Here is a 22,598-nt window from a genome sequence, read left to right as displayed (position 1 = left end):
TAATCCGTCTGGTTGCTGTTAGCAAAGTCCCGAGTATATAAGCGAAAGCGGAATGCGTAAATGTCTGAACCGTAAGAGTTCGTCAGCGTTATTCTGAAAAAGGCCGACAAATCAAGTCACTTACATGTTCATACTTTACCTGTTCGGCGCGTTATCCGGCGGATTCAATTTGCTAATAAACAACGATCGCGGATAATAAAGAACATTGCTTATCAGTCATATGCCCCTGAATACCTGAGTCCTTCATGCTGTCCTGGCGCGCAGCCAACCATGAAGCAGCCTGAAGGGTGACGCGTAGAGTGCGGCGTAAAACAAAAAGAGATACTGACAACCGTTATGCCTGAAAAACAACGTTACACGCTGCCGACAAAAGCGGGCGATCAGCGCCAGTTGGGCGAACTTACCGGCGCCGCCTGCGCTACGCTGGTGGCGGAGATAGCCGAACGCCATGCCGGTCCGGTGGTACTCATAGCGCCTGACATGCAAAATGCTCTGCGATTGCATGATGAAATCCGCCAGTTTACCGATCAGATGGTCATGAACCTGGCGGACTGGGAAACGCTACCGTATGACAGCTTCTCCCCGCATCAGGAAATTATCTCTTCGCGCCTGTCCACGCTCTACCAGTTGCCGTCAATGCAGCGCGGCGTCTTGATTGTACCGGTAAACACCCTGATGCAGCGCGTTTGTCCGCATAGCTATCTGCATGGTCATGCGCTGGTGATGAAAAAAGGCCAGCGGCTGTCCCGCGACGCTCTGCGCGCGCAGCTTGACAGCGCCGGTTATCGGCATGTCGATCAGGTGATGGAGCATGGCGAATACGCGACGCGCGGCGCGCTGTTGGATCTCTTTCCGATGGGCAGCGAACAGCCTTATCGCCTCGACTTTTTTGATGATGAAATCGACAGCCTGCGTCTGTTTGACGCGGATACCCAGCGTACGCTGGAGGAGGTCGAGGCCATCAATTTGTTGCCCGCGCACGAATTTCCTACCGACAAAGCCGCTATTGAGCTTTTCCGTAGCCAGTGGCGCGATACCTTTGAGGTAAAACGCGACGCCGAGCACATCTATCAGCAGGTCAGCAAAGGCACCCTGCCCGCCGGGATCGAATACTGGCAGCCGCTCTTTTTCAGCGAACCGTTACCGCCATTATTTAGCTACTTCCCCGCCAATACTCTGGTGGTGAATACCGGCTCGCTGGAAACCAGCGCCGAACGCTTTCAGGCCGATACGCTGGCGCGTTTTGAAAATCGCGGCGTCGATCCTATGCGCCCGCTTTTGCCGCCGGAAGCCCTCTGGCTACGGGTAGATGAGCTCTTTTCCGAGCTTAAACGCTGGCCTCGCCTCCAGCTTAAAACCGACCATCTGCCGGAAAAGGCCGCCAATACCAATCTCGGTTTCCAGAAATTACCGGATTTGGCTATCCAGGCGCAGCAGAAAGCGCCGCTGGACGCGCTGCGTAAGTTCCTCGAATCTTTCAGCGGCCCGGTGATTTTTTCGGTGGAAAGCGAAGGACGCCGCGAAGCGCTGGGAGAGCTCCTGGCTCGCATAAAAATCGCGCCGAAGCGGATATTACGCCTGGACGAGGCGCAGGATGCGGGACGCTATCTGATGATTGGCGCCGCAGAACATGGTTTTATCGACACCCAACGCAATCTGGCTCTGATTTGTGAAAGCGATCTCCTGGGTGAGCGGGTTGCACGTCGCCGCCTGGATTCCCGCCGCACGATCAACCCGGATACGTTGATTCGTAACCTGGCGGAGCTCCACGTCGGTCAACCGGTAGTGCATCTGGAGCACGGCGTCGGGCGCTATGCCGGCATGACCACTCTGGAGGCTGGCGGCATCAAGGGTGAGTATCTGATGCTCACCTACGCCAATGACGCCAAACTGTATGTGCCGGTCTCCTCGTTGCATCTGATTAGCCGCTATGCCGGCGGCGCGGAAGAAAGTGCGCCGCTGCATAAACTGGGCGGCGACGCCTGGTCGCGCGCCCGGCAGAAAGCGGCGGAAAAAGTGCGCGATGTCGCAGCGGAACTGTTGGATATTTATGCGCAACGGGCGGCAAAAGAGGGTTTTGCCTTTAAGCATGATCGTGAGCAATATCAGTTATTCTGCGACAGCTTCCCGTTTGAAACGACGCCCGATCAGGCACAGGCGATTAACGCCGTATTGAGCGATATGTGCCAACCGCTGGCGATGGACAGGCTGGTGTGCGGCGACGTCGGCTTCGGCAAAACCGAAGTGGCGATGCGCGCCGCGTTCCTGGCGGTGGAAAACCATAAACAGGTAGCGGTACTGGTGCCGACCACGCTGCTGGCGCAGCAACACTATGACAACTTCCGCGACCGTTTCGCCAACTGGCCGGTACGCATTGAGATGCTGTCCCGCTTTCGCAGCGCCAAAGAGCAGACGCAAATCCTGTCGGAAGCCGCCGAGGGTAAGATCGATATTCTGATCGGTACGCATAAACTGCTACAAAGCGATGTGAAGCTGCGCGACCTCGGCCTGCTGATTGTCGATGAAGAGCACCGTTTCGGCGTGCGCCACAAAGAGCGAATTAAGGCGATGCGCGCCGATGTCGATATTCTGACGCTCACGGCGACGCCGATCCCGCGGACGCTGAATATGGCGATGAGCGGTATGCGCGATCTCTCCATTATCGCCACCCCCCCTGCCCGTCGTCTGGCGGTAAAAACCTTTGTCCGCGAGTATGATAGCCTGGTAGTAAGGGAAGCGATTCTGCGTGAAATCCTGCGCGGCGGTCAGGTTTACTATTTGTACAATGACGTCGAAAATATTCAGAAAGCCGCAGAGCGGCTGGCGGAACTGGTGCCGGAAGCGCGAATCGCTATAGGCCACGGGCAGATGCGCGAACGTGAGCTGGAACGGGTCATGAACGATTTCCACCATCAACGTTTTAACGTGCTGGTGTGTACTACCATTATCGAAACGGGGATCGACATCCCCACCGCTAACACGATCATCATTGAACGCGCGGATCATTTCGGCCTCGCGCAGTTGCACCAGTTGCGTGGCCGCGTAGGGCGCTCGCACCACCAGGCCTACGCCTGGCTGTTGACGCCACATCCTAAGGCCATGACCACCGATGCGCAAAAACGGCTGGAGGCGATTGCGTCGCTGGAGGATTTAGGCGCCGGGTTTGCGCTGGCGACCCACGATCTGGAGATCCGCGGCGCGGGCGAACTGCTTGGCGAAGAGCAAAGCGGCTCAATGGAAACCATCGGCTTCTCACTCTACATGGAACTGCTGGAAAACGCCGTCGATGCGCTGAAAGCAGGCCGCGAACCCTCGCTGGAAGATCTCACCAGTCAGCAAACGGAAGTCGAGCTGCGAATGCCGTCGTTACTGCCGGATGATTTTATTCCGGATGTTAATACCCGACTGTCATTCTATAAACGCATTGCCAGCGCGAAGAACGAAAACGAGCTGGAAGAGATCAAAGTGGAATTGATCGATCGCTTCGGCCTGCTGCCCGATCCAGCGCGTAATCTGCTGGATATCGCCCGCCTGCGCCAACAGGCGCAAAAGCTCGGCATCCGAAAACTGGAGGGTAACGAGAAAGGCGGAACGATTGAGTTCGCCGAGAAAAACCACGTTGACCCTGCCTGGCTTATCGGGTTGCTGCAAAAACAACCGCAGCATTTCCGTCTGGATGGTCCGACGCGCCTCAAGTTTATTCAGGATTTAAGCGAACGTAAAACGCGTATAGACTGGGTACGCCAGTTCATGCAGCAACTGGAAGAAAACGCTATTGCATAAGCGTCAGGCCGGGCGTCATTACTCTGCGTCCGGCCTAATCTTTACAAATTCTTTGCACTTCCCTGCAGTTTCAGACACAGCCAGCCGCCATAATTCTTATTTCCTCTTTTATAAAAATAACCACATAATAATCATGGGTTTATTATAATGTTCAACAATACGCGACTCTCTCGCTGGTGGGCGTTGTTTGCGCTTACCGCGACCATCATGCTTGCCCTTCCCGCGCAGGCAAATACGTGGCCTCTTCCGCCCCCCGGCAGTCGACTGGTGGGAGAAAATAAATTCCATGTCGTTGAAGACGACGGCGGCTCGCTGGAGGCGATCGCCAAAAAATATAACGTGGGCTTTTTAGCCCTGTTACAGGCCAACCCCGGCATTGATCCTTACGTGCCACGCGCAGGCAGCGTGCTGACGATTCCGCTGCAAACGCTGCTACCGGACGCGCCACGTGAAGGTATCGTCATTAACCTCGCGGAATTACGGCTTTACTATTATCAACCGGGGAAAAATACGGTCACGGTCTACCCTATCGGGATTGGCCAACTGGGCGGCGATACCCTGACGCCAACGATGGTGACGACCATTTCGGATAAACGCGCCAATCCAACCTGGACGCCGACCGCCAATATTCGCGCCCGTTATAAAGCACAAGGCATCGATCTCCCCGCCGTGGTGCCTGCCGGTCCCGATAACCCAATGGGGCATCACGCGATTCGTTTAGCGGCCTACGGCGGCGTCTATCTGTTACATGGCACGAATGCCGATTTTGGCATTGGTATGCGCGTCAGTTCCGGCTGTATCCGTCTGCGCGACGGTGATATAGAGACATTGTTCCGTCAGGTCACGCCGGGAACCAAAGTGAATATTATCAATACGCCGATTAAAGCCTCGGTGGAGCCAGGCGGCGTGCGACTGGTGGAAGTTCATCAGCCGCTGTCTAAAAATATAGGCGACGATCCGCAGGTGCTGCCGATTGTGCTGAATGGCCCGATGCAGACCTTTAAGGACGCACCGCAGACCGATGCCGCGGTGATGGAACATGTTATGGAAGTGCGCTCCGGAATGCCGGTGGATGTAACCCGTCAAGCAGAGGCGAAACCGCAGTCGCTGTAAGCGTGAATAGCTGACCGACAAAAAAGCCTCGCGATGCATCGCGAGGCTTTCTCTTTTTATTGTGGCAATCGCAGCGGCATTAATGAGGGTTAATGCTTACTTATAGATTACCGCTGTACCGTGAAGGGTATTCGGGCCGGTAACAGAGGTAATACGGAAAGACTTCGCCCCCATCTCCTGCGCTTTTTGCGCCAGCTGATCTTCCAGCGAGCCCAGATTCGTGCCGCCATTCGCGGAAATGGTGCCGAACTTCTGTTGACCTTCTGGCGTTGCCTGAACTTCAACGGCGGCGAAGCTGGCGAATGAGAGCGAACTCAGTACCGCAGCAGCGATGAGGGTTTTTACGTTTTTCATAGTGATGACCTTTAGCAGATGAATGGGTGTCGTAAGCATTAACTTAACGATCGATAAGTTAATCATAGATGTGATCTACATCACACGTCAACTTCTTTTTATAATGATCGTTATATAATTTATAAAGATGTTATTTTTCATGTGAATAGAATTGATTTATTTTTCTAATGAATACTCTGGAGCCAGAAGTGGTTTGTTTTTATAATAGAGAGACCGCTCTTTAAACAGGTACAACGGCATCATGACAACGGATACCACGAGTTGCGCGAAGAAAAGCCGTGGCCGACCAAAAGTGTTCGACAGGGAAGCTGCGCTTGATAAGGCCATGACTCTCTTCTGGCAGCACGGCTATGAAGCAACTTCGCTTGCCGATCTCGTAGAGGCTACCGGGGCGAAAGCGCCTACTCTCTATGCGGAATTCACTAACAAAGAAGGATTATTTCGCGCTGTCCTGGATCGCTACATCACTCGCTTTGCCTCAAAGCACGAAGCCCAGCTCTTTTGTGAAGAGAAAAGCGTGGAATCGGCGCTGGAAGATTACTTCACAGAAATTGCCGCCTGCTTTACCAGTACAGACACGCCGGCTGGCTGCTTTATGATTAATACGTCCGCCACCCTCGCCGCCTCCTCGCGCGATATCGCCCGCACGGTAAAATCACGCCACGCCATGCAGGAACAGACGCTCATCCAGTTTCTGCGCCAACGTCAGGAGCGCGGTGAAATTCCGGCGCACTGTAACCCGCAGGCGCTCGCGGAATATATAAACTGTATTTTACAGGGAATGTCGATCAGCGCCCGTGAAGGAGCCACCTTCGAACAACTGATGCAAATTACGCGTACGACTCTGCGCATCTGGCCTGAACTGCTCAAGCCCTGAACGACGCGGCTTCGGATAAAAAAAAGCCCCTCAGCCTGAGCGAATGAGGGGCTAACTTGCAGAGTACAGCTTTTTTATGCTTTGTTATTCAGAACCAGTTGGCCATTGCCGTCGAGGGGAATTTGCGTTCCGGGGTCTTTATCCATGCGGATTTTGCCCTGCTGATCGCCAATTTTGTAGGTCACGTCGTAGCCAAGCATCTTTTCAGATTTGTCATACACCGTCTTACAGCGTTGCTGCGTGGTAGTGTAGGTATCACTTTCCTGCATTGATCCCTGGATTTGATTGCCAGCATAACCGCCGCCCAGCGCCCCGACGACCGTCGCCACATCTTTACCACGACCGCCGCCAAATTGATGTCCAATCACGCCGCCTGCTACTGCGCCAAGCACCGAGCCGGCAATACGGTTTTCGTCCTGAACCGGTCTGCGATGCGTGACCGTGACATTACGGCACTCCTGACGCGGCGTTTTTACCGTCTCTTTAATCGGTTTAACCGATATCACCTGCGCATATTGCGGACCACGATCAAATACGTTGAGACTGGCCACTGCCGCCACACCCAGCGCAGCCGCTACGCCAATCCCTATACCCGCCAACATTGATTTATTCACGGGAGTTCCTCCTTCGTTGCTATTGGTAACAATTTTGCAACCAGTATGCGAACAAAGCCAATCGGAATGAGGATGAAAAATGCGGGATGAGGCGGTAAAGCTGAAGGATTCGGACAACTCCGAAGCGAGTGATGGAGAAACGCTCACCGGCGCGAGCAGCCGGTGAGGCGCAGAGAAATTAATGCAGTTTCAGGCGCGGACGAATGACGCGGTTAATACTGCCCACCAGCATCATCAGGCCGGTTTTAAAGTATCCATGCAGCGCTATCTGGTGCATACGGTATAGCGAGATATACACGAAGCGGGCGATACGTCCTTCAATCATCATTGAACCGCGGGTCAGGTTCCCCATCAGACTACCCACGGTAGAGAAGTTGGACAGAGAGACCAGCGATCCATGATCTTTATACTGGTAAGCTTTCAGCGGCTTGCCATTCATCTGCGCCAGAATGTTATTCATCGCGCAGGTAGCCATCTGATGCGCCGCCTGAGCGCGAGGCGGCACAAAACCTCCCTCCGGACGTGCGCAGGAAGCGCAGTCGCCAATCGCATAAATATCAGGATCGCGCGTGGTTTGCAGCGTCGGTTCCACCACCAGTTGGTTAATGCGGTTCGTTTCCAGACCACCAATCTCTTTCATAAAATCTGGCGCTTTGATACCCGCCGCCCACACCATCAGATCGGCCTGAATATATTCACCTTCTTTCGTATGCAGACCGCCTTCGTCGGCGCTGGTGACCATAGTTTGCGTCAGCACGCGAACGCCCAGTTTGGTCAGTTCATTATGCGCGGCGCTGGAGATACGCGGTGGCAACGCAGGCAGAATACGCTCGCCAGCCTCAACCAACGTCACGTTCAGCGCGTCGTTGGTCAGACCCTTATAACCATAGCTATGCAGCTGTTTTACCGCATTATGCAGTTCAGCCGACAGCTCAACCCCCGTCGCACCGCCGCCAACGATGGCGATATTGACCTTACCGTTCGCGCCCAGATTAGCCGAATACTTGAGGAACAGGTTCAGCATCTCCTGGTGAAAACGGCGCGCCTGATGCGGGTTATCGAGGAAGATACAGTGCTCTTTCACGCCCGGCGTGTTGAAATCATTAGAGGTGCTGCCCAGCGCCATCACCAGCGTGTCATACGCGATTTTGCGCTCCGGCACCAGCAGTTCGCCCTTTTCATCACGCAACTCGGCAATGGTGATGGTTTTCGCTTCGCGATCGATATCCATCACCGACCCCAGTTGGAACTGGAAACCATGATTACGCGCATGAGCCAGATAGCTCAGCGCATCCACGCCTTCGTCCAGAGAGCCAGTCGCCACTTCGTGCAGCAATGGTTTCCACAGATGGCTGTGATTTCTGTCTACCAGCGTGATTTTCGCTTTTTTCTTGCGCCCCAGTTTATGGCCTAACTGCGTCGCCATTTCCAGCCCGCCAGCGCCGCCGCCGACAATCACGATCTTTTTTAATGGTGTAGTCAACGTGACCCCCTTAAATTTATTAACCAATTGTTAATTAAACGTTATTAGTATAGCCTTTAATTAACAACAAGTTACGTTAATGAGAATAAGCTTCTGATATGAGAATAGCATGAACGGTGCATTGGTCATACCAAAATTGATGTGCATCAAGTTTTCATGCTGAAAAGATAGACAGCTTGCGAGAATTGAGCATAAAAAAACCAGCCGCAAGGCTGGTTATCCGGTCACTGATAACGCCATATTGCCGGGGGCGTTACCCCAGCGTTTTAAACGCTTTGATACGTTGCAAATGCGGCGAAATATTTTTGAATTTGTGAGTCTGTTCCTCATCCCACACAATTTCATAATACGGGTGAAGAGCTTGCGCTGAGCGTTGGCTGTCCAGCGCTTCGTCATGACGCGAGAGGATCACCAGACAACGATCGCGATTTTTTTCGCGAAAGTTGGTCACGCACTTTGTGGCGATGTCCGCATATTCTTCCGGGCGATCGATTTTCCCCTCCATGTTTTCATAGGGGAACAGGTTCGGGTTAAAAACCACCTGACGGATATCGCACAAAAAGCCAATCCGCTCCGCCCAGTAACCGCCCAGCCCCACGCCACAGATTAAAGGGCGCTCGTCCACATTCAACTGCAACATTTTGTCCACTTCTTTCAGCAGATGCTGCATATCGTGCTTAGGATGCCGCGTACTGTAGCTTACCAGCCGAACATCCGGGTCGATAAACTGTAATTGCAACACTTTTTCATGGTTGCCCGGACTATTTGAATCAAAACCGTGTAAATAAATAATCATCTGGCACCCTCACGAAAACTCGAGTTAATGACCTGCTTTTTCTTCCTGCCAGCGTTCATGTAACTGGTTGAGCTGGGCGCTGGCTGTTTTCCAGCGTGCTGAGTCCATGAGCTCCCGGCGTGAAAATGAACCTTTATGATACAAACGTGTAACACGTTCTGCTTTGATCGGCGACAGATTATCCAACACGCTGACTGCGCCTTTACGATTATTGCAGACCAGAATCATATCGCAACCCGCATCCAGCGACGCCTGAGCGCGCTCAGCATAGCTGCCCATAATCGCCGCGCCCTCCATCGACAGATCGTCGGAGAAAATGACGCCGTCAAAGCCTAACTCCTGACGCAGCACCGTTTTCAGCCAGTACGGCGAACCGCTTGCCGGGCGTGGATCGATAGCGCGGTAGATCACGTGGGCAGGCATAATCGCATCCAGTTTATTCTCGCTAATCAGCGTGCGGAACACCGACATATCTTTGCCACGGATATCCGTTTCAGGACGTGGATCGCACGGCGTCTCTTTGTGGGAGTCCGCCGTGACCGCGCCGTGGCCGGGGAAATGCTTACCGGTCGTTTTCATCCCGGCGTCATGCATGCCGTCAATAAAGCGCGTTGCCATTGCCAACGCTTTTGCGGGATCGGCATGATAGGAGCGCTCGCCAATTGCCGCGCTGATATGCCCGACGTCCAGCACTGGCGCAAAACTGATATCAATATCCATCGCGATCATTTCGCTGGCCATCAGCCACCCTGCCTCCTGCGCCAGTCGTCCCCCCTCTTCCAGCCCATGCAGCGCAAAAAAAGATTGCGCCGCGGGCAGGCGGGTAAACCCTTCACGGAAACGCTGTACGCGCCCGCCTTCCTGATCGACGGCCACCACCAGATGGTTACGCGATGCCGCCCGAATCTGGCGCACTAATTCGCGCAGCTGTTCCGGGTCATGGTAATTACGCGTGAACAGAATAAGCCCGCCAACCAGCGGATGCGCCAGTATCTCGCGCTCCTCCGCATCCAGCTCACATCCTTCGACATTCAACATTACTGGGCCCACACTGCTCTCCTTATCCTTTCATACGTAGCTGGCGCCAGGTTTCATCGGCCAGCCTGATAAATTGTTGCTCGCCGGTTTGTCGCCAGCGGTATTCGAACCACCCTGCTTTTAGCATAATGACCCAGGGGTGCCATAATCGTATCTGTCGCCATAGCTGCCGGGCGTCGATTCGCGCGCGCGCTGCATAAGCGTCTGCCAGTTGTCGGTGCTGGCGTTCATCCTCAACCCATACTGCCGCCAGCTCCAACGCAATATCGCCGTCGCCGGCATACTCCCAGTCAATCAGTCTCAACCCGGCGGACGTTAATACTATATTGTCGCCATGGACATCCATATGCAAAGGCGCGAGCCGCAGCGGGCGAGGTTCACCGTTTTTTTGCAACTGTTTGAGCCGCCGCAACCAAAACGGCGTACGCCTTGCCGGATCGCAACACGACCAGTACTGCGCCAATAGTGGCGATAGCGCGATACGCCAGCCAAAACGCGGCTGTTGATGCAAATGATACAGTAAGGCCGCCAGTTCGTCGGCATCTGGCAGAGCGGAATTTACCACACCATGCAGATATTCTACCGCCATCCAGCCCGGCGTATAAAAAAGCGCTCGCGGCGCCAGACTGGCTGGCAATTGGGATAAGGCGCGGTGATGACGTAAAAAATGGGCTGGTGGAGCGTCGGGGTCGTGATGACGGCGCAGCACGATACGGTGAGTATCGTGAGCAATAATACAGCTCCCGCCGCTTAGCCCCTGCGATGCGGCGACGGCGGGACGATACTGGGGAAAATAGCGCGACAGGATCTCGTCGCGCGTTAAGGGATTATTGTTGTTGGACCGCACCTTTACCTGACCAGATTATCTCGCCCGTTTGCACCAGCATTAACTGCATCTGTAATGCAGGCGCGTTAACGTTACCGGATGCGCTGGAGTAAAGTACATATTGCGCCCCGACATTGCGCGCAATGCCAATAGCTTTACTGCGCGTTCCCAGACTATCCTGCGGAGACAACCCTAACTGCTGTTTTGCCATCGAGAGTTGCTGTACGGAGACCAGCGTAAATTTACCGTTGTTCGCCAGCGCATTACGTAACGTTTCCGTTGCCTCGTTCGCATTTAACGACCCATTCGTCCGGTTATTCACGCTGTCGACAAGCAATACGCTTCCGGCCGTCACGCCATCAGCCTGCAACATTTTGCTGACCAGCGGTTGCATCGCGCCGTTCCAGTCATAGTGGCGCACCTTAGGCGCTGGCTGGCCCGTTTGATCTTCATGTTCGATCGGCCCCGGTTGCTGTGGAATGGTTGGCACAGACGGCACAACAGGAGGCTGTGGTGGCTGCGCGGGTTGTTCTGGCGCTGGTTTTACCTCTTCAACTGGCGCAGGTTGACGTTGCGCCATACACCCGGAGAGAAATATCGCCAGCGCAGCAATGGCAGCGTAGCGATGCATTTTTGTCATCAAAATTCACTCCTCACAAATAAAGATAAAGCCTGACCTTATGCGCCCCCAGATAATTGGCGCTGCCAAATAGCGTTACCGACGAACGCGCGGGTATGGTTACGCTACGCGGCGCCTCCAGCGGATGCATCTCCAGCCCCCGCGCGTCATACCAGTAAAACCGATAATGAACGGTTATGGGCTCTTGCCTTTCGTTATAGACGCGGGAAGAAGCTGATGGCTGGATATCAGACGCCGTCAGTTCAGGCGGCTCTGCGGTGACCCCCGCCGCCAGAACCGTGGACTCCATCACCAGCGACTGCGCGTCGCTTACCGGAATTTCAGGGTGTGACCGGCAGCCGGTAAGCAGCAGCAAGCCCAGAGAAACCGCGATGCATCCTTTGATCATATTTACAAGCCTTTATGCGCCAGCATCGGGCCTAGCGGGCGGCCGCCCAGTAGGTGCATATGGATATGATAAACTTCCTGGCCCCCATGACGGTTGGTATTCATGATTAAACGATACCCATCTTCGGCAATGCCTTCCTGTTCGGCGATTTTCGCCGCCACGGTGATCATCCGACCTAACGCCTGTTCATGTTCCGCCGTCACGTCATTGACGGTTGGGATCAGAATATTGGGAATAATCAAGATATGCGTCGGCGCCTGCGGTGAAATATCACGAAAGGCGGTGACCAGCTCATCCTGATAAACGATATCCGAAGGGATTTCACGACGAATAATTTTGCTGAATATAGTTTCTTCTGCCACGACGTTTTCCTTTTTCATAATAGCCCTTGCAGCGCACATGCTACGCCGAGCCATACTGCGAGTATAGAGTATGAGCGAGTTACCGACGCTCTTTCAACTTTAACCCACGATTTATTAAGCGAAAAATGACTACATGCTGGACTTACCGCCATATCCCCCTGCCATGACGCCTTTGTACGCTTAAAAAATATTTTTAGTTTGCCTGTTTATACCGTTTTACACATTTAATACAAATGCGTATATTTCTCATTTGTATTTTTATGCGCATTAACTAGCAAAGAATGAAAAGGTTCAACGTCATACGTCCTGAACTTACCCCAATAACAAGCAAGGATTTTCAGATGTCTTTCATTCAATACCGCCGGGACAAACACCTTCAGTCCACCGCCGCACCGTCGCTGTTAGCTATGGGTATGGCGATGGCATTTATGCCTGCCGCCTTCGCGGCTGAGGATACCGTTATTGTCGAGGGCGCGACGACCGCTGACGCCGTAAACCGCGAAGAACAGGATTACAGCGTGAAAACGACCGCTGCGGGCACCAAAATGACGATGACTCAGCGCGATATCCCGCAGTCGGTCAGTATTGTCAGCCAACAGCGTATGGAAGACCAGCAGTTGCAAACCTTGGGCGAGGTGATGACCAATACGCTGGGGATCAGCGGAAGCCAGGCTGACTCCGATCGCATCAGCTATTACTCGCGCGGGTTTGAAATTGACAACTATATGGTTGACGGTATTCCAACGTATTTTGAGTCCCGCTGGAATCTGGGCGATGCGCTAACGGATACCGCGCTGTATGAGCGCGTGGAGGTGGTTCGCGGCGCGAATGGGCTGATGACCGGAACCGGTAATCCTTCTGCCTCAATAAATATGATTCGTAAACACGCCACCAGTCGGGAGTTCAAAGGTAACGTCTCCACAGAATACGGTAGCTGGAATAAGCAGCGTTACGTCATGGATCTGCAAAGTCCGCTCACCGCAGACGGCAATGTCCGTGGGCGCATCGTGGCGGGTTATCAGAATAATGATTCCTGGCTGGACCGCTATAACAGTGAGAAAGCGTTCTTTTCCGGAATTGTCGATGCCGATCTGGGTGCAACCACTGGCCTTTCAGCCGGTTATGAATATCAAAAAATTGATGTCAATAGCCCGACCTGGGGCGGTCTGCCGCGCTGGAACACCGATGGCAGCAAAAATAGCTATGACCGCGCGCGTAGTACCGCCCCGGACTGGGCTTATAACAACAAAGAGATAAATAAATTCTTCGTCACGCTTAAGCAGCGTTTTGCCGAAAGCTGGCAGGCGACCCTGAATGCGACCCATACTGAGGTCAAATTCGACAGTAAAATGATGTATATCGATGCGTTAGTCGATAAAGAGACAGGTACGCTGGTGAGTCCTTATGGCGCAAGCTACCCCGTGGTCGGCGGTACGGGCTGGAACAGCGGCAAGCGCAAAGTAGATGCCATAGATCTCTTTGCCGATGGCGCTTATGAGCTGTTTGGCCGTCAGCACAATATGATGTTTGGCGGCAGTTATAGTAAGCAGAATAACCGCTATTTTAGCGCCTGGGCGAACGTCTTTCCGGACGACATTGGCAACTTCAGCGCCTTTAACGGTAATTTCCCCCAAACCCACTGGGCGCCACAAAATCTGGCGCAGGACGATACCACGCATATGAAATCGCTGTATGCCGCTACGCGCATTTCGCTGGCTGATCCGCTGCATCTGATTCTTGGCGCTCGTTATACCAACTGGCGTGTTGATACACTGACCTACAGCATGGAGAAAAACCATACCACGCCGTATGCCGGGCTGATTTATGATATCAACGACAACTGGTCCGCTTATGCCAGTTATACCTCTATCTTTCAGCCGCAGAATAAACGTGACAAAGCAGGTCAATATCTGGCTCCGATTACCGGTAATAACTATGAAGCGGGCCTGAAGTCCGACTGGATGAACAGCCGCCTCACCACCACGTTGTCCGTGTTCCGCATTGAGCAGAATAACGTCGCTCAGGCAACCACTATTCCCATCCCTGGCAGTAATGGGGAGTTTGCCTGGAAGTCTACTGACGGAACGGTGAGCAAAGGCGTCGAATTTGAAGTGAACGGCGCAATTACCGATAACTGGCAGATGACTTTCGGGGCTACCCGATATGTTGCCGAGGACAATGAAGGTAACGCCGTGAACCCTAATCTCCCGCGCACCAGCGTGAAGTTATTCACCCGCTATCGTCTGCCGGCGATACCGGAGCTGACGGTCGGCGGCGGTGTGAACTGGCAGAATCGGGTTTACAAAGATACCACGACGCCGTACGGCACTTTTCGCGCCGAACAGGGCAGCTATGCGCTGGTCGATCTGTTTACCCGCTATCAGGTGACGAAAAATTTCTCCGTACAGGGAAACATCAACAACCTGTTCGATAAAACCTACGACACCAATATTGATGGTTCCATTGTTTACGGCGCGCCGCGTAACGTCAGCCTCACCGCCAATTATCAGTTCTGACAGACTGTCGGAGAGCGGCATATAAAGCGCCATTAAAAAAGGCAGCCGAATGGCTGCCTTAATTCTCCCCAACATCATTACTGCTTAGCTGTTACGGATGTACTCATCCATTTCCGTTTTCAGGTTATCGGATTTCGTACCGAAAATAGCCTGAACGCCGGAACCCGCGACGACAACGCCTGCCGCGCCCAGTTTCTTCAGGCCAGCCTGATCCACTTTCGCTACATCGGCTACGCTCACGCGCAGACGCGTGATACAGGCATCCAGGTTAGTGATGTTCTCTTTACCGCCAAACGCCGCAACCAAAGCCGGCGCCATTTCGCTGGTCGCGCCCGCTTTTGCGTCATCAGTAGTGTCTTCACGACCCGGCGTTTTCAGATCCAGCGCTTTGATCAGCACGCGGAACACGGTGTAGTACACAATCGCATAACCGGCGCCAACAATCGGGAACAGCCACAATTTGCTGCTGTTACCGGACAGCACGATAAAGTCGATCAGACCGTGGGAGAACGACGTACCGTCACGCATCCCCAGCAGAATACAGATCGGGAATGCCAGACCTGCCAGAATCGCGTGAATAATGTACAGGATCGGCGCCACGAACATGAAGGAGAACTCGATAGGCTCGGTAATACCCGTCAAAAACGAGGTCAGCGCGGCGGAAATCATGATACCGCCCACTTTTGCGCGGTTTTCCGGTTTAGCAGAGTGCCAGATAGCAATGGCCGCAGCCGGCAGACCGTACATTTTGAACAGGAAGCCGCCAGACAACATACCCGCCGTCGGGTCGCCCGCCATATAGCGCGGAATGTCGCCGTGGAATACCTGACCCGCTGCGTTGGTGTATTCGCCGATCTGCATCTGGAAAGGAACGTTCCAGATATGATGCAGACCAAACGGCACCAGGCAACGCTCGATGAAACCGTAAATGCCAAACGCGACAACCGGGTTCTGATAAGCCGCCCACTGCGAGAACGCCTGGATAGCCGTACCGATTGGCGGCCATACGAAAGACAGCACCACACCGGTAAAAATAGCGGCCAGACCCGAAATGATCGGCACGAAGCGTTTGCCCGCAAAGAAGCCCAGATACTCAGGCAGTTTGATACGGTAGAAGCGGTTAAACATATACGCTGCGATCGCACCGGAGATAATCCCCCCGAGAACACCCGTATCAGCAAGGTGTTTAGCGGCGATCTCTTCAGCAGGTAAATGCAGAACCAGCGGCGCAACCACAGCCATGGTTTTCACCATGATGCCATACGCTACTACCGCCGCCAGAGCCGAAACGCCGTCGTTGTTGGTAAAGCCCAACGCCACGCCGATAGCGAAAATCAGCGGCATATTGGCAAAAACAGATCCGCCCGCTTCTGCCATAACGTGCGATACAACGGCTGGCAGCCAGCTGAAGTTAGCGGAACCGACACCCAGCAGGATACCTGCGATAGGGAGTACGGATACCGGCAGCATCAGCGATTTACCGACCTTTTGCAGGTTAGCAAATGCATTCTTAAACATAATTGAGAGTGCTCCTGAGTATTTGTGCTTTTCTACGTTCTCACGCATTGGCGAGGGGGGAGAACCCCGCCGTGGACAGGACATCTAAGTGCCCTTTTATTTATTACACAGAGTAAAATAAATACGTCTGATTTTGTTTGACGGCTATCACGTTTCAGCGCCAGATAGCCTAAAAAGTATCACATTCTGCCAAAATGAGTTTCCGAATGTTTCCATAAGCTCGCTCACCGCCCCTTTTGTGGCGGTGAACTTTACGCGCTTTGCTTATTAATTACGAGCTTTAAAAAAACTCGTTTAACGGATTGATGACAGGCGAGACGCGTCAATATGGAACAGGCGAGCAAAGTTATCGGTGGTGATCTGCGCCAGTTCTTCAACGGCAACCCCTTTCAATACCGCCATATATTCTGCGACGTCGCGTACCATCGCAGGCTGGTTCTCTTTACCGCGATGCGGCACCGGCGCCAGATAAGGAGAATCGGTCTCGACTAATAACCGATCCAGCGGCACATAGCGCGCCGCATCACGCAACTGTTCAGCGTTACGGAACGTTACGATGCCGGAAAAAGAGATATAAAACCCCAGATCCAGCAATTTGCCGGCCGTTTCTCTGTCTTCTGTAAAACAGTGTAGTACGCCGCCGCAATCCGTCACTTTTTCTTCGCGCAGGATAGCCAGCGTATCGGCACGCGCGTCGCGAGTATGGACAATCACCGGTTTATGCAATTCGCGGCCAATCTGGATATGATGAATAAAAGACGCCTGCTGGCGGATTTTGGTCTCAGGCGTGTAAAAATAATCAAGCCCGGTCTCGCCCATCGCCACCACATCGTCTTCTGCAGCAAGGAGGCGCAGTTCTTCTACGTCATACGCTTCATCCTGATTTAACGGATGCACGCCGCAGGAAAAGACCACATTATCGCGCTTGCCCACCAGCTCGCGCATATGGCGATACCCCGGCAGCGTCGTCGCCACCGCTAAACAGAACTTCACATCGCGCGCGGCGGCTTTCGCCAGCACATCGTCCACGTCCTTATGCAAAGATTGATAATCCAGACCATCAAGATGGCAGTGTGAGTCGACTAAAAACATAATGTCTCTCTCAAAGATGAGGAACAGGCAACAAGGTGCCTGGTTGCAGGTAATGCTCGATGCGGAGAATGAGATCGGTTAATACCAGTTCGCGGTTTAATCCGGTCACATGAAGTAATTGATCACGACAATGGCAAACATCGTTCAGGATTGCCTGAATACGCGCCGGGGATAGCGGCCCCGCCAGCGCGGCAACAACCGCGTCCGCATCAACGTTTGTCAGGTACGACGCGCCGTGCTGACGTTTAAGAGCATCAACCAGCAGCGTCGCCAGCCAGTGCAGGCGCGCCGGGGCTTGCTCATGATTGAGCGCCGTTAATAACGCATACCAGTCGCCCGTATGTAAACTGTCCATTAACGCCTGACACAGCGCCTCACGCTGCGCCCAACGTTCAGACTGCAACAGCGCCAGCGCGGCGCCGGGCGACCCCGCATTCAGGCGTAGCGCCGTGAGCAATGCTTCTTGTGACGCCGTCACTTCTCGCGACAGCCATGACATCGCATACGATTCGGACGGCGGCGCCAGATGATGCAGCCGGCAGCGGCTGCGTAATGTCGCCAACAGACGAGCAGGCTCCGGGCTGGCAAGGAAAAACCAGGTTTGCTCCGGCGGCTCTTCCAGCGTTTTGAGCAACGCATTGGCGGCGGCGTCGGTTAATAGCGCCGCATCCGCAATCCACACCACCTTCGCGCCGCCCAGACGGGAGTGCTCGTACAATTTCTCGCTGACCTCGCGTACCGCATCTACGCCGAGGCTGCTTTTGCCTTTATCCGGCGTCAGCGTGTAATAGTCCGGATGCGTGCCAGCCTGCATAAGCTGACAGCCACGGCAATGCCCACAGCTTTTGTGGCCCTCAGGCTGCTGGCATAACAGATAACGGCTCAGCGCATAGCACAGCGCCTCGTCGCCCATGCCAGGTAAGGCCTGAATCAGTAGCGCATGGTGCCCACGTCCCGCCTGGTAACTTTCTACCAGTTTTTCATAGGCGGGCCGTAACCATGGATACCATTTCATGCCGCTTGCTCCTGCACCCACTTCGTCACCGTGGCGCGAATGTCGCGCATGACGGCATCCAGCGGCTGGGTCGCGTCAATGGTGCGGATACGCGAGTCTTGCGCCGCCAGTTCCAGATAGCGCGCGCGAGTCCGGTTAAAGAAATCAAAAGATTCCTGCTCAATGCGATCCAAATCGCCGCGCGCTCTGGCGCGTTTTAGCCCGACTTCCGGCGTGACATCCAGATACAGCGTCAGGTCAGGGCGAAAATCGCCCAGCACGGCATCGCGTAGTGTCGTCAGCATGGTTTGATCAATGCCGCGCCCTCCCCCCTGATACGCCTGGGTCGAGAGATCGTGTCGATCGCCGATCACCCATACGCCTTGCGCCAGCGCGGGTTTGATTACCGTTTCGACGAGCTGTACGCGAGCGGCATAAAACATCAGCACTTCCGCTTTATCGGTAATCACTTCGTCGCCTACCGATCGAATATCCAGCACCAGACTTCTCAGTTTTTCGGCAAGCTGCGTACCGCCCGGCTCACGGGTAAAAATCATGTTACGAATACCCAGTTGCTCAAGGGTCTCCACCACCACGTCGCGCGCAGTGGTTTTTCCGGCGCCTTCCAGGCCCTCGATGACGATATAATTACTGCCCATTTTTTTCCTTAAGCACTTTCAGGTACTCCTGCACTGACCGATTATGGCTGGCAAGATTGGTGTTAAATGTGTGACCGCCTTTACCGTCGGCCACAAAATAGAGATACGGCGTTTTCGCCGGATGCGCCGCCGCCTGCAATGACGCTTCGCTGGGCGATGCAATCGGTCCTGGCGGCAGCCCGGTTATGGTATACGTGTTATAAGCCGTCGGCTTTTCCAGATCCGCACGCGACAAGTTACCATTATAACTCGTCCCCATCCCGTAAATCACGGTGGGATCGGTCTGAAGGCGCATACCGATTCTCAGGCGATTAATAAAGACTGAAGCCACCTGATCGCGTTCGCTGGCGACAGCCGTCTCTTTTTCAATAATCGAGGCCATTGTCACCAGTTGGTTCTGATCTTTATAAGGCAGCCCCTCGGCCCGGCCTTTCCAGACAGTATCGACAGCTTTCACCATCTTTTGGTGCGCTCGCTTGAGAATAGCGACATCGCTGGTGTTGGCGGTATACATCCAGGTATCGGGCCAGAACCACCCTTCTACCCATTCCGGGTGCGCAAGCTTTAATGCCTGAGCGACAGTGGCGTAGTCATCATCCGGCAATGTATGGCGAATATACGGCGCCTCTCGTAGCTGTTTCAGGTAATCGCTAAGGCGCATCCCTTCCACAAACCGCAACGGGAATTGCGCTTCTTTGCCGCTCTCCAGCAACTCAAGCATCTCCCGTACGGTCATCCCCGGCGTAAAACGGTAAGTTCCCGCTTTAAAGTGCGATAACTCAGGCTCCACGCGCAGCAGCCACTGAAATACCCGGGGGCGATTAATGATTTTTTCATCATAAAGCTGGTCGCCAAGCGCCAGCCGCCCCGTTCCCGCCTTGAGCGTAAAGATAGTCTCGTCTTTAATAAGTAACGTGCTGTTCGCCAGATGGCGAACTTTCCACATCCCCACGCCCGCGGCAATACCCAGCACAACCAACAGCAGAAGGAAAACGCCTGACAATTTTTTCATAACTAATTCGGATGCTCACAAAATGGGGCTAAAAATTGAAACAGTGTTCGCGAAGAATACGACGTCCCGTGATAGGCGCGTATGGGAATAATCGGCATTAGCGCGTTGCAGATGATAACCTCATCCGCCTGCCTGACCGCCTCCTCTCTCGCCTGAACTTCAAGGACCTGGAAAGGAGATTGCGCCAGTTGGCGTAAACAAAATTGTCGCATAATGCCGTTCACCCCGGCCTGATCCAGACGCGGCGTAAAAACAATGTCGCCTGTACGCCAGAACAAATTAGCCGCACAGCATTCCGTAACCCATCCCTCGCTGTCAAGAACCAGCGCCTCATCGGCGTCCGTCTGCTCAAGATGAGAGCGAATCAACACCTGTTCGAGGCGGTTCAGATGTTTTAATCCGGCAAGATAAGGATTGCGCCCAAGCGGTATGGGACTAAGGGTAAGAGTGATGCCCTCGTCTTTCCAGCGGGCGTAGTGGGCAGGGTAAGGCGACACGCTAAGAATCCGTGTGGGTAATTGACAACTGGCGGCGCTGTAACCGCGTCCGCCTGCGCCGCGGGTAATCATCACTTTCAGCACGCCTTCCCGATGCGGTTGTGCCAGGCAGCGCATCTCTTTTACTAATACATCCCAATCGTTAAAGGGGATCGCCAAACGAGAGCACGTTTCTTCCAGGCGAGCCAGATGACGGGAAAACAAGGCAATCTCCCCCGCCGCGATCCGCGCAGTGGTAAAGCAACCGTCTCCGAACTGCACCCCCCGGTCATTCACCGCGAGTCGTTCAGTGGATTGGCCGTTAATCAGATACATTCATCCTCCAGATAACCGCCCATCAGAGTGTCAGGGGAATGGCCTGCGCGCAAGGACTTTGCCAGCAAGATAACACGTTATTTATCAGGTTTTCCTTATTTTAATAAGAAAAGGCATATTTATGTCAACCATAACAAATAAATTATAGCAATAATATTAATCACAGCACCTTAAATGACGAAATTAATTTATTTAGCGAATATATTTAGCAAAACAAAAAGCATTAATTAGATATTATTTATAGTCATAACTTTCACATATGGTCAAAATGTAATTGGGTATCGTCTGACGTTACCCTATCATATTTAATACTGCAATTAGAAAGTCATAATTAATATATTTATTACTCAAAGCCTATTTATCGTGCGCTGAGTAATATCTACGTATCGAGTCGACCATGAAAGGACATTTTTAATGAAAGGAAAATTTGCCGCTGCCGTATTATTCACCGCAATGGGGCTTGCTTCGACTGCAATGGCTCAGGATGGCCAGGTTAATTTTACCGGCAAAATCATCGAAGCAGGTTGCAAAATTAACGGCAGTGTTACCAGCTCTCAGGATGTCAAGCTGGGCGAGGTCTCTAAAACAGCGTTTACCGCCGCTGGCTCAACGGCAGCAACCACCAAGTTTTCATTGGTATTAACCGCCTGCCCTGCAGATCTGCTGGGGAAACCGGTTTCCGTAAAATATGACGGTATGCCGGACACCCTGAATAACGACTATCTGCAAATTACCGGTTACGGTACTACCGGCGTCGCTAAAGGTGTCGCTATCCAGTTGTTGAATAGCGATACCAGCGAACTGCCGCTGGGTACTGAGTCTAAATCCGTTACCATTGCCTCCGATGCGGCAGAAGAAACGAACCTCGACTTTTTCGCCCGTTATATCGCGACAGAAGATAGCGTATCAGGCGGCGATGCCAACGGCGTCGTTAACTTTACCCTGACCTACAACTAATCGCGCGGAATTTATTCTCTCGTTTTAGTAAACCAATAAAGCCGGATGGACCCGGCTTTGCTTTGGAGATACTCCATGAATAAATATAGTTTACTCACTGCCGCCACGCTTATATTCACTACGGCAACCGTACAGGCCGGTGTTATTATCGGCGGAACCCGTATTATTTATAACGGCGATAAAAAAGAAACGTCGATTAGCGTTAAAAATCCGGACCAATCTTCTTATCTCATTCAGTCATGGAGTGACGCCGGGGAAAAAAGCAGCGATAAATCGCCGTTTATGGTCACGCCGCCGCTTTTTCGTTTAGGCGCAGGGCAGGAAAATAATCTGCGAATTCTCCGTACTGGCGGCAATCTGCCGGAAGATCGTGAGTCCCTCTACTGGATGAATATTAAGTCGATCCCATCGACGACGGAAAAGCAGGATAACGTTAACACTCTGCAAATTGCGGTGAAAACCCGCATTAAATTAATTTACCGTCCGCAGGCGTTGACGGAGCAACCGGAAAACGTCACCGCGAAGCTGACCTGGCAGCACAGCGGTAACCGTCTTACCGTGACCAATCCCACAGCCTACTATATGAACTTCAGCACGGTGAAGATAGGAACCAGCACCGTGAAAGACGCTACCTATGTCGCGCCGATGAGTTCCGCCAGCTTTACCGCGCCCGCCGAAGCCAGCGGCGACGTAACCTGGACACTTATTAACGATTTCGGCTCTATCGGGTCTGAACACCACACACGCCTGTAAGACCACACCGA

The 22,598-nt window shown here is 53.3% G+C and carries 21 protein-coding genes; 6 read left to right on the top strand and 15 right to left on the bottom strand.

Annotated features, from left to right (window positions below; all coding sequences use genetic code 11):
- The first annotated feature begins 336 nt into the window (after positions 1-336).
- Positions 337-3,783: a transcription-repair coupling factor gene (gene mfd, locus ACLJRE_RS04880; protein ID WP_001114324.1), complete on the top strand. Its 3,447-nt coding sequence runs from the start codon at positions 337-339 to the stop codon at positions 3,781-3,783.
- A gap of 147 nt (positions 3,784-3,930) precedes the next feature.
- Entirely contained in the window at positions 3,931-4,896 is a 966-nt protein-coding gene (locus tag ACLJRE_RS04875) for a L,D-transpeptidase family protein (protein WP_023212269.1), read from the top strand.
- Between the two features lie 96 nt (positions 4,897-4,992).
- Here the strand turns inward: ACLJRE_RS04875 and bhsA are convergent, their stop codons facing one another.
- Complete coding sequence (gene bhsA / locus ACLJRE_RS04870; protein ID WP_000800159.1) at positions 4,993-5,250, bottom strand: multiple stress resistance protein BhsA; 258 nt, start codon at positions 5,248-5,250, stop codon at positions 4,993-4,995.
- A 241-nt stretch (positions 5,251-5,491) separates the two neighbouring features.
- On the opposite strand from bhsA, the gene comR reads away from it, so the two are divergent.
- Complete coding sequence (gene comR, locus ACLJRE_RS04865; protein ID WP_000205985.1) at positions 5,492-6,127, top strand: TetR family copper-responsive transcriptional repressor ComR; 636 nt, start codon at positions 5,492-5,494, stop codon at positions 6,125-6,127.
- A gap of 74 nt (positions 6,128-6,201) precedes the next feature.
- Here comR and ACLJRE_RS04860 read toward each other — a convergent pair whose 3' ends face one another.
- The 8 genes from ACLJRE_RS04860 to hinT form a co-directional block, all read right to left on the bottom strand.
- Entirely contained in the window at positions 6,202-6,741 is a 540-nt protein-coding gene (locus ACLJRE_RS04860) for a glycine zipper 2TM domain-containing protein (protein ID WP_023212270.1), read from the bottom strand.
- 178 nt (positions 6,742-6,919) lie between these two features.
- A complete protein-coding gene (ndh, locus tag ACLJRE_RS04855; protein WP_000211053.1) occupies positions 6,920-8,224 on the bottom strand; it encodes an NADH-quinone dehydrogenase in 1,305 nt (434 codons plus the stop codon).
- Positions 8,225-8,477: 253 nt separating this feature from the next.
- Entirely contained in the window at positions 8,478-9,020 is a 543-nt protein-coding gene (gene ycfP / locus ACLJRE_RS04850) for an alpha/beta hydrolase YcfP (RefSeq protein WP_000587945.1), read from the bottom strand.
- Positions 9,021-9,044: 24 nt separating this feature from the next.
- On the bottom strand, positions 9,045-10,070 hold the full coding sequence (gene nagZ / locus ACLJRE_RS04845; protein WP_000529340.1) for a beta-N-acetylhexosaminidase: 1,026 nt from the start codon (positions 10,068-10,070) through the stop codon (positions 9,045-9,047).
- 10 nt (positions 10,071-10,080) lie between these two features.
- Complete coding sequence (gene thiK / locus ACLJRE_RS04840; protein ID WP_001257320.1) at positions 10,081-10,905, bottom strand: thiamine kinase; 825 nt, start codon at positions 10,903-10,905, stop codon at positions 10,081-10,083.
- A complete protein-coding gene (gene lpoB / locus ACLJRE_RS04835) occupies positions 10,886-11,524 on the bottom strand; it encodes a penicillin-binding protein activator LpoB (protein WP_000164359.1) in 639 nt (212 codons plus the stop codon). Before lpoB ends, thiK begins: the two co-directional genes overlap by 20 nt.
- 13 nt (positions 11,525-11,537) lie before the next feature.
- Entirely contained in the window at positions 11,538-11,912 is a 375-nt protein-coding gene (locus ACLJRE_RS04830) for a YcfL family protein (RefSeq protein WP_000589563.1), read from the bottom strand.
- Between the two features lie 2 nt (positions 11,913-11,914).
- Positions 11,915-12,274 (bottom strand): purine nucleoside phosphoramidase, encoded by a 360-nt coding sequence (gene hinT / locus ACLJRE_RS04825; protein ID WP_001532068.1) that lies wholly within the window; start codon positions 12,272-12,274, stop codon positions 11,915-11,917.
- A gap of 341 nt (positions 12,275-12,615) precedes the next feature.
- Between hinT and fhuE the strand changes: the two genes are divergently transcribed.
- Entirely contained in the window at positions 12,616-14,790 is a 2,175-nt protein-coding gene (fhuE, locus tag ACLJRE_RS04820; RefSeq protein ID WP_000008417.1) for a ferric-rhodotorulic acid/ferric-coprogen receptor FhuE, read from the top strand.
- Positions 14,791-14,874: 84 nt separating this feature from the next.
- Here fhuE and ptsG read toward each other — a convergent pair whose 3' ends face one another.
- The 6 genes from ptsG to pabC form a co-directional block, all read right to left on the bottom strand.
- Positions 14,875-16,308, bottom strand: a complete 1,434-nt coding sequence (ptsG, locus tag ACLJRE_RS04815; protein ID WP_000475705.1) for a PTS glucose transporter subunit IIBC — start codon at positions 16,306-16,308, stop codon at positions 14,875-14,877.
- A gap of 294 nt (positions 16,309-16,602) precedes the next feature.
- Complete coding sequence (locus tag ACLJRE_RS04810) at positions 16,603-17,400, bottom strand: metal-dependent hydrolase (protein WP_000480268.1); 798 nt, start codon at positions 17,398-17,400, stop codon at positions 16,603-16,605.
- A 10-nt stretch (positions 17,401-17,410) separates the two neighbouring features.
- On the bottom strand, positions 17,411-18,415 hold the full coding sequence (gene holB / locus ACLJRE_RS04805; RefSeq protein WP_000872450.1) for a DNA polymerase III subunit delta': 1,005 nt from the start codon (positions 18,413-18,415) through the stop codon (positions 17,411-17,413).
- Positions 18,412-19,053, bottom strand: coding sequence for a dTMP kinase (gene tmk, locus ACLJRE_RS04800; protein ID WP_000535403.1), 642 nt, complete (start codon positions 19,051-19,053; stop codon positions 18,412-18,414). The genes holB and tmk overlap by 4 nt, the downstream gene beginning before the upstream one ends.
- Positions 19,043-20,065 (bottom strand): cell division protein YceG, encoded by a 1,023-nt coding sequence (gene yceG, locus ACLJRE_RS04795; RefSeq protein ID WP_000736454.1) that lies wholly within the window; start codon positions 20,063-20,065, stop codon positions 19,043-19,045. The genes tmk and yceG overlap by 11 nt, the downstream gene beginning before the upstream one ends.
- Before the next feature lie 2 nt (positions 20,066-20,067).
- Positions 20,068-20,877 (bottom strand): aminodeoxychorismate lyase, encoded by an 810-nt coding sequence (gene pabC, locus ACLJRE_RS04790; RefSeq protein ID WP_000280842.1) that lies wholly within the window; start codon positions 20,875-20,877, stop codon positions 20,068-20,070.
- Positions 20,878-21,291: 414 nt separating this feature from the next.
- Between pabC and ACLJRE_RS04785 the strand changes: the two genes are divergently transcribed.
- Entirely contained in the window at positions 21,292-21,834 is a 543-nt protein-coding gene (locus tag ACLJRE_RS04785; protein ID WP_000676517.1) for a fimbrial protein, read from the top strand.
- A 75-nt stretch (positions 21,835-21,909) separates the two neighbouring features.
- Positions 21,910-22,587 carry a molecular chaperone gene (locus ACLJRE_RS04780; protein ID WP_001046428.1) on the top strand — a complete coding sequence of 226 codons (678 nt, stop codon included), beginning with the start codon at positions 21,910-21,912 and terminating at the stop codon, positions 22,585-22,587.
- Positions 22,588-22,598 lie beyond the last annotated feature (11 nt).

This window comes from Salmonella sp. SAL04157, assembly GCF_046551635.1.
In the GTDB taxonomy this organism is placed as follows: Bacteria; Pseudomonadota; Gammaproteobacteria; order Enterobacterales; family Enterobacteriaceae; genus Salmonella; species Salmonella enterica.
Note: the sequence above shows the minus strand (reverse complement) of the source record. Positions and strands in the feature narration are given on the sequence as shown.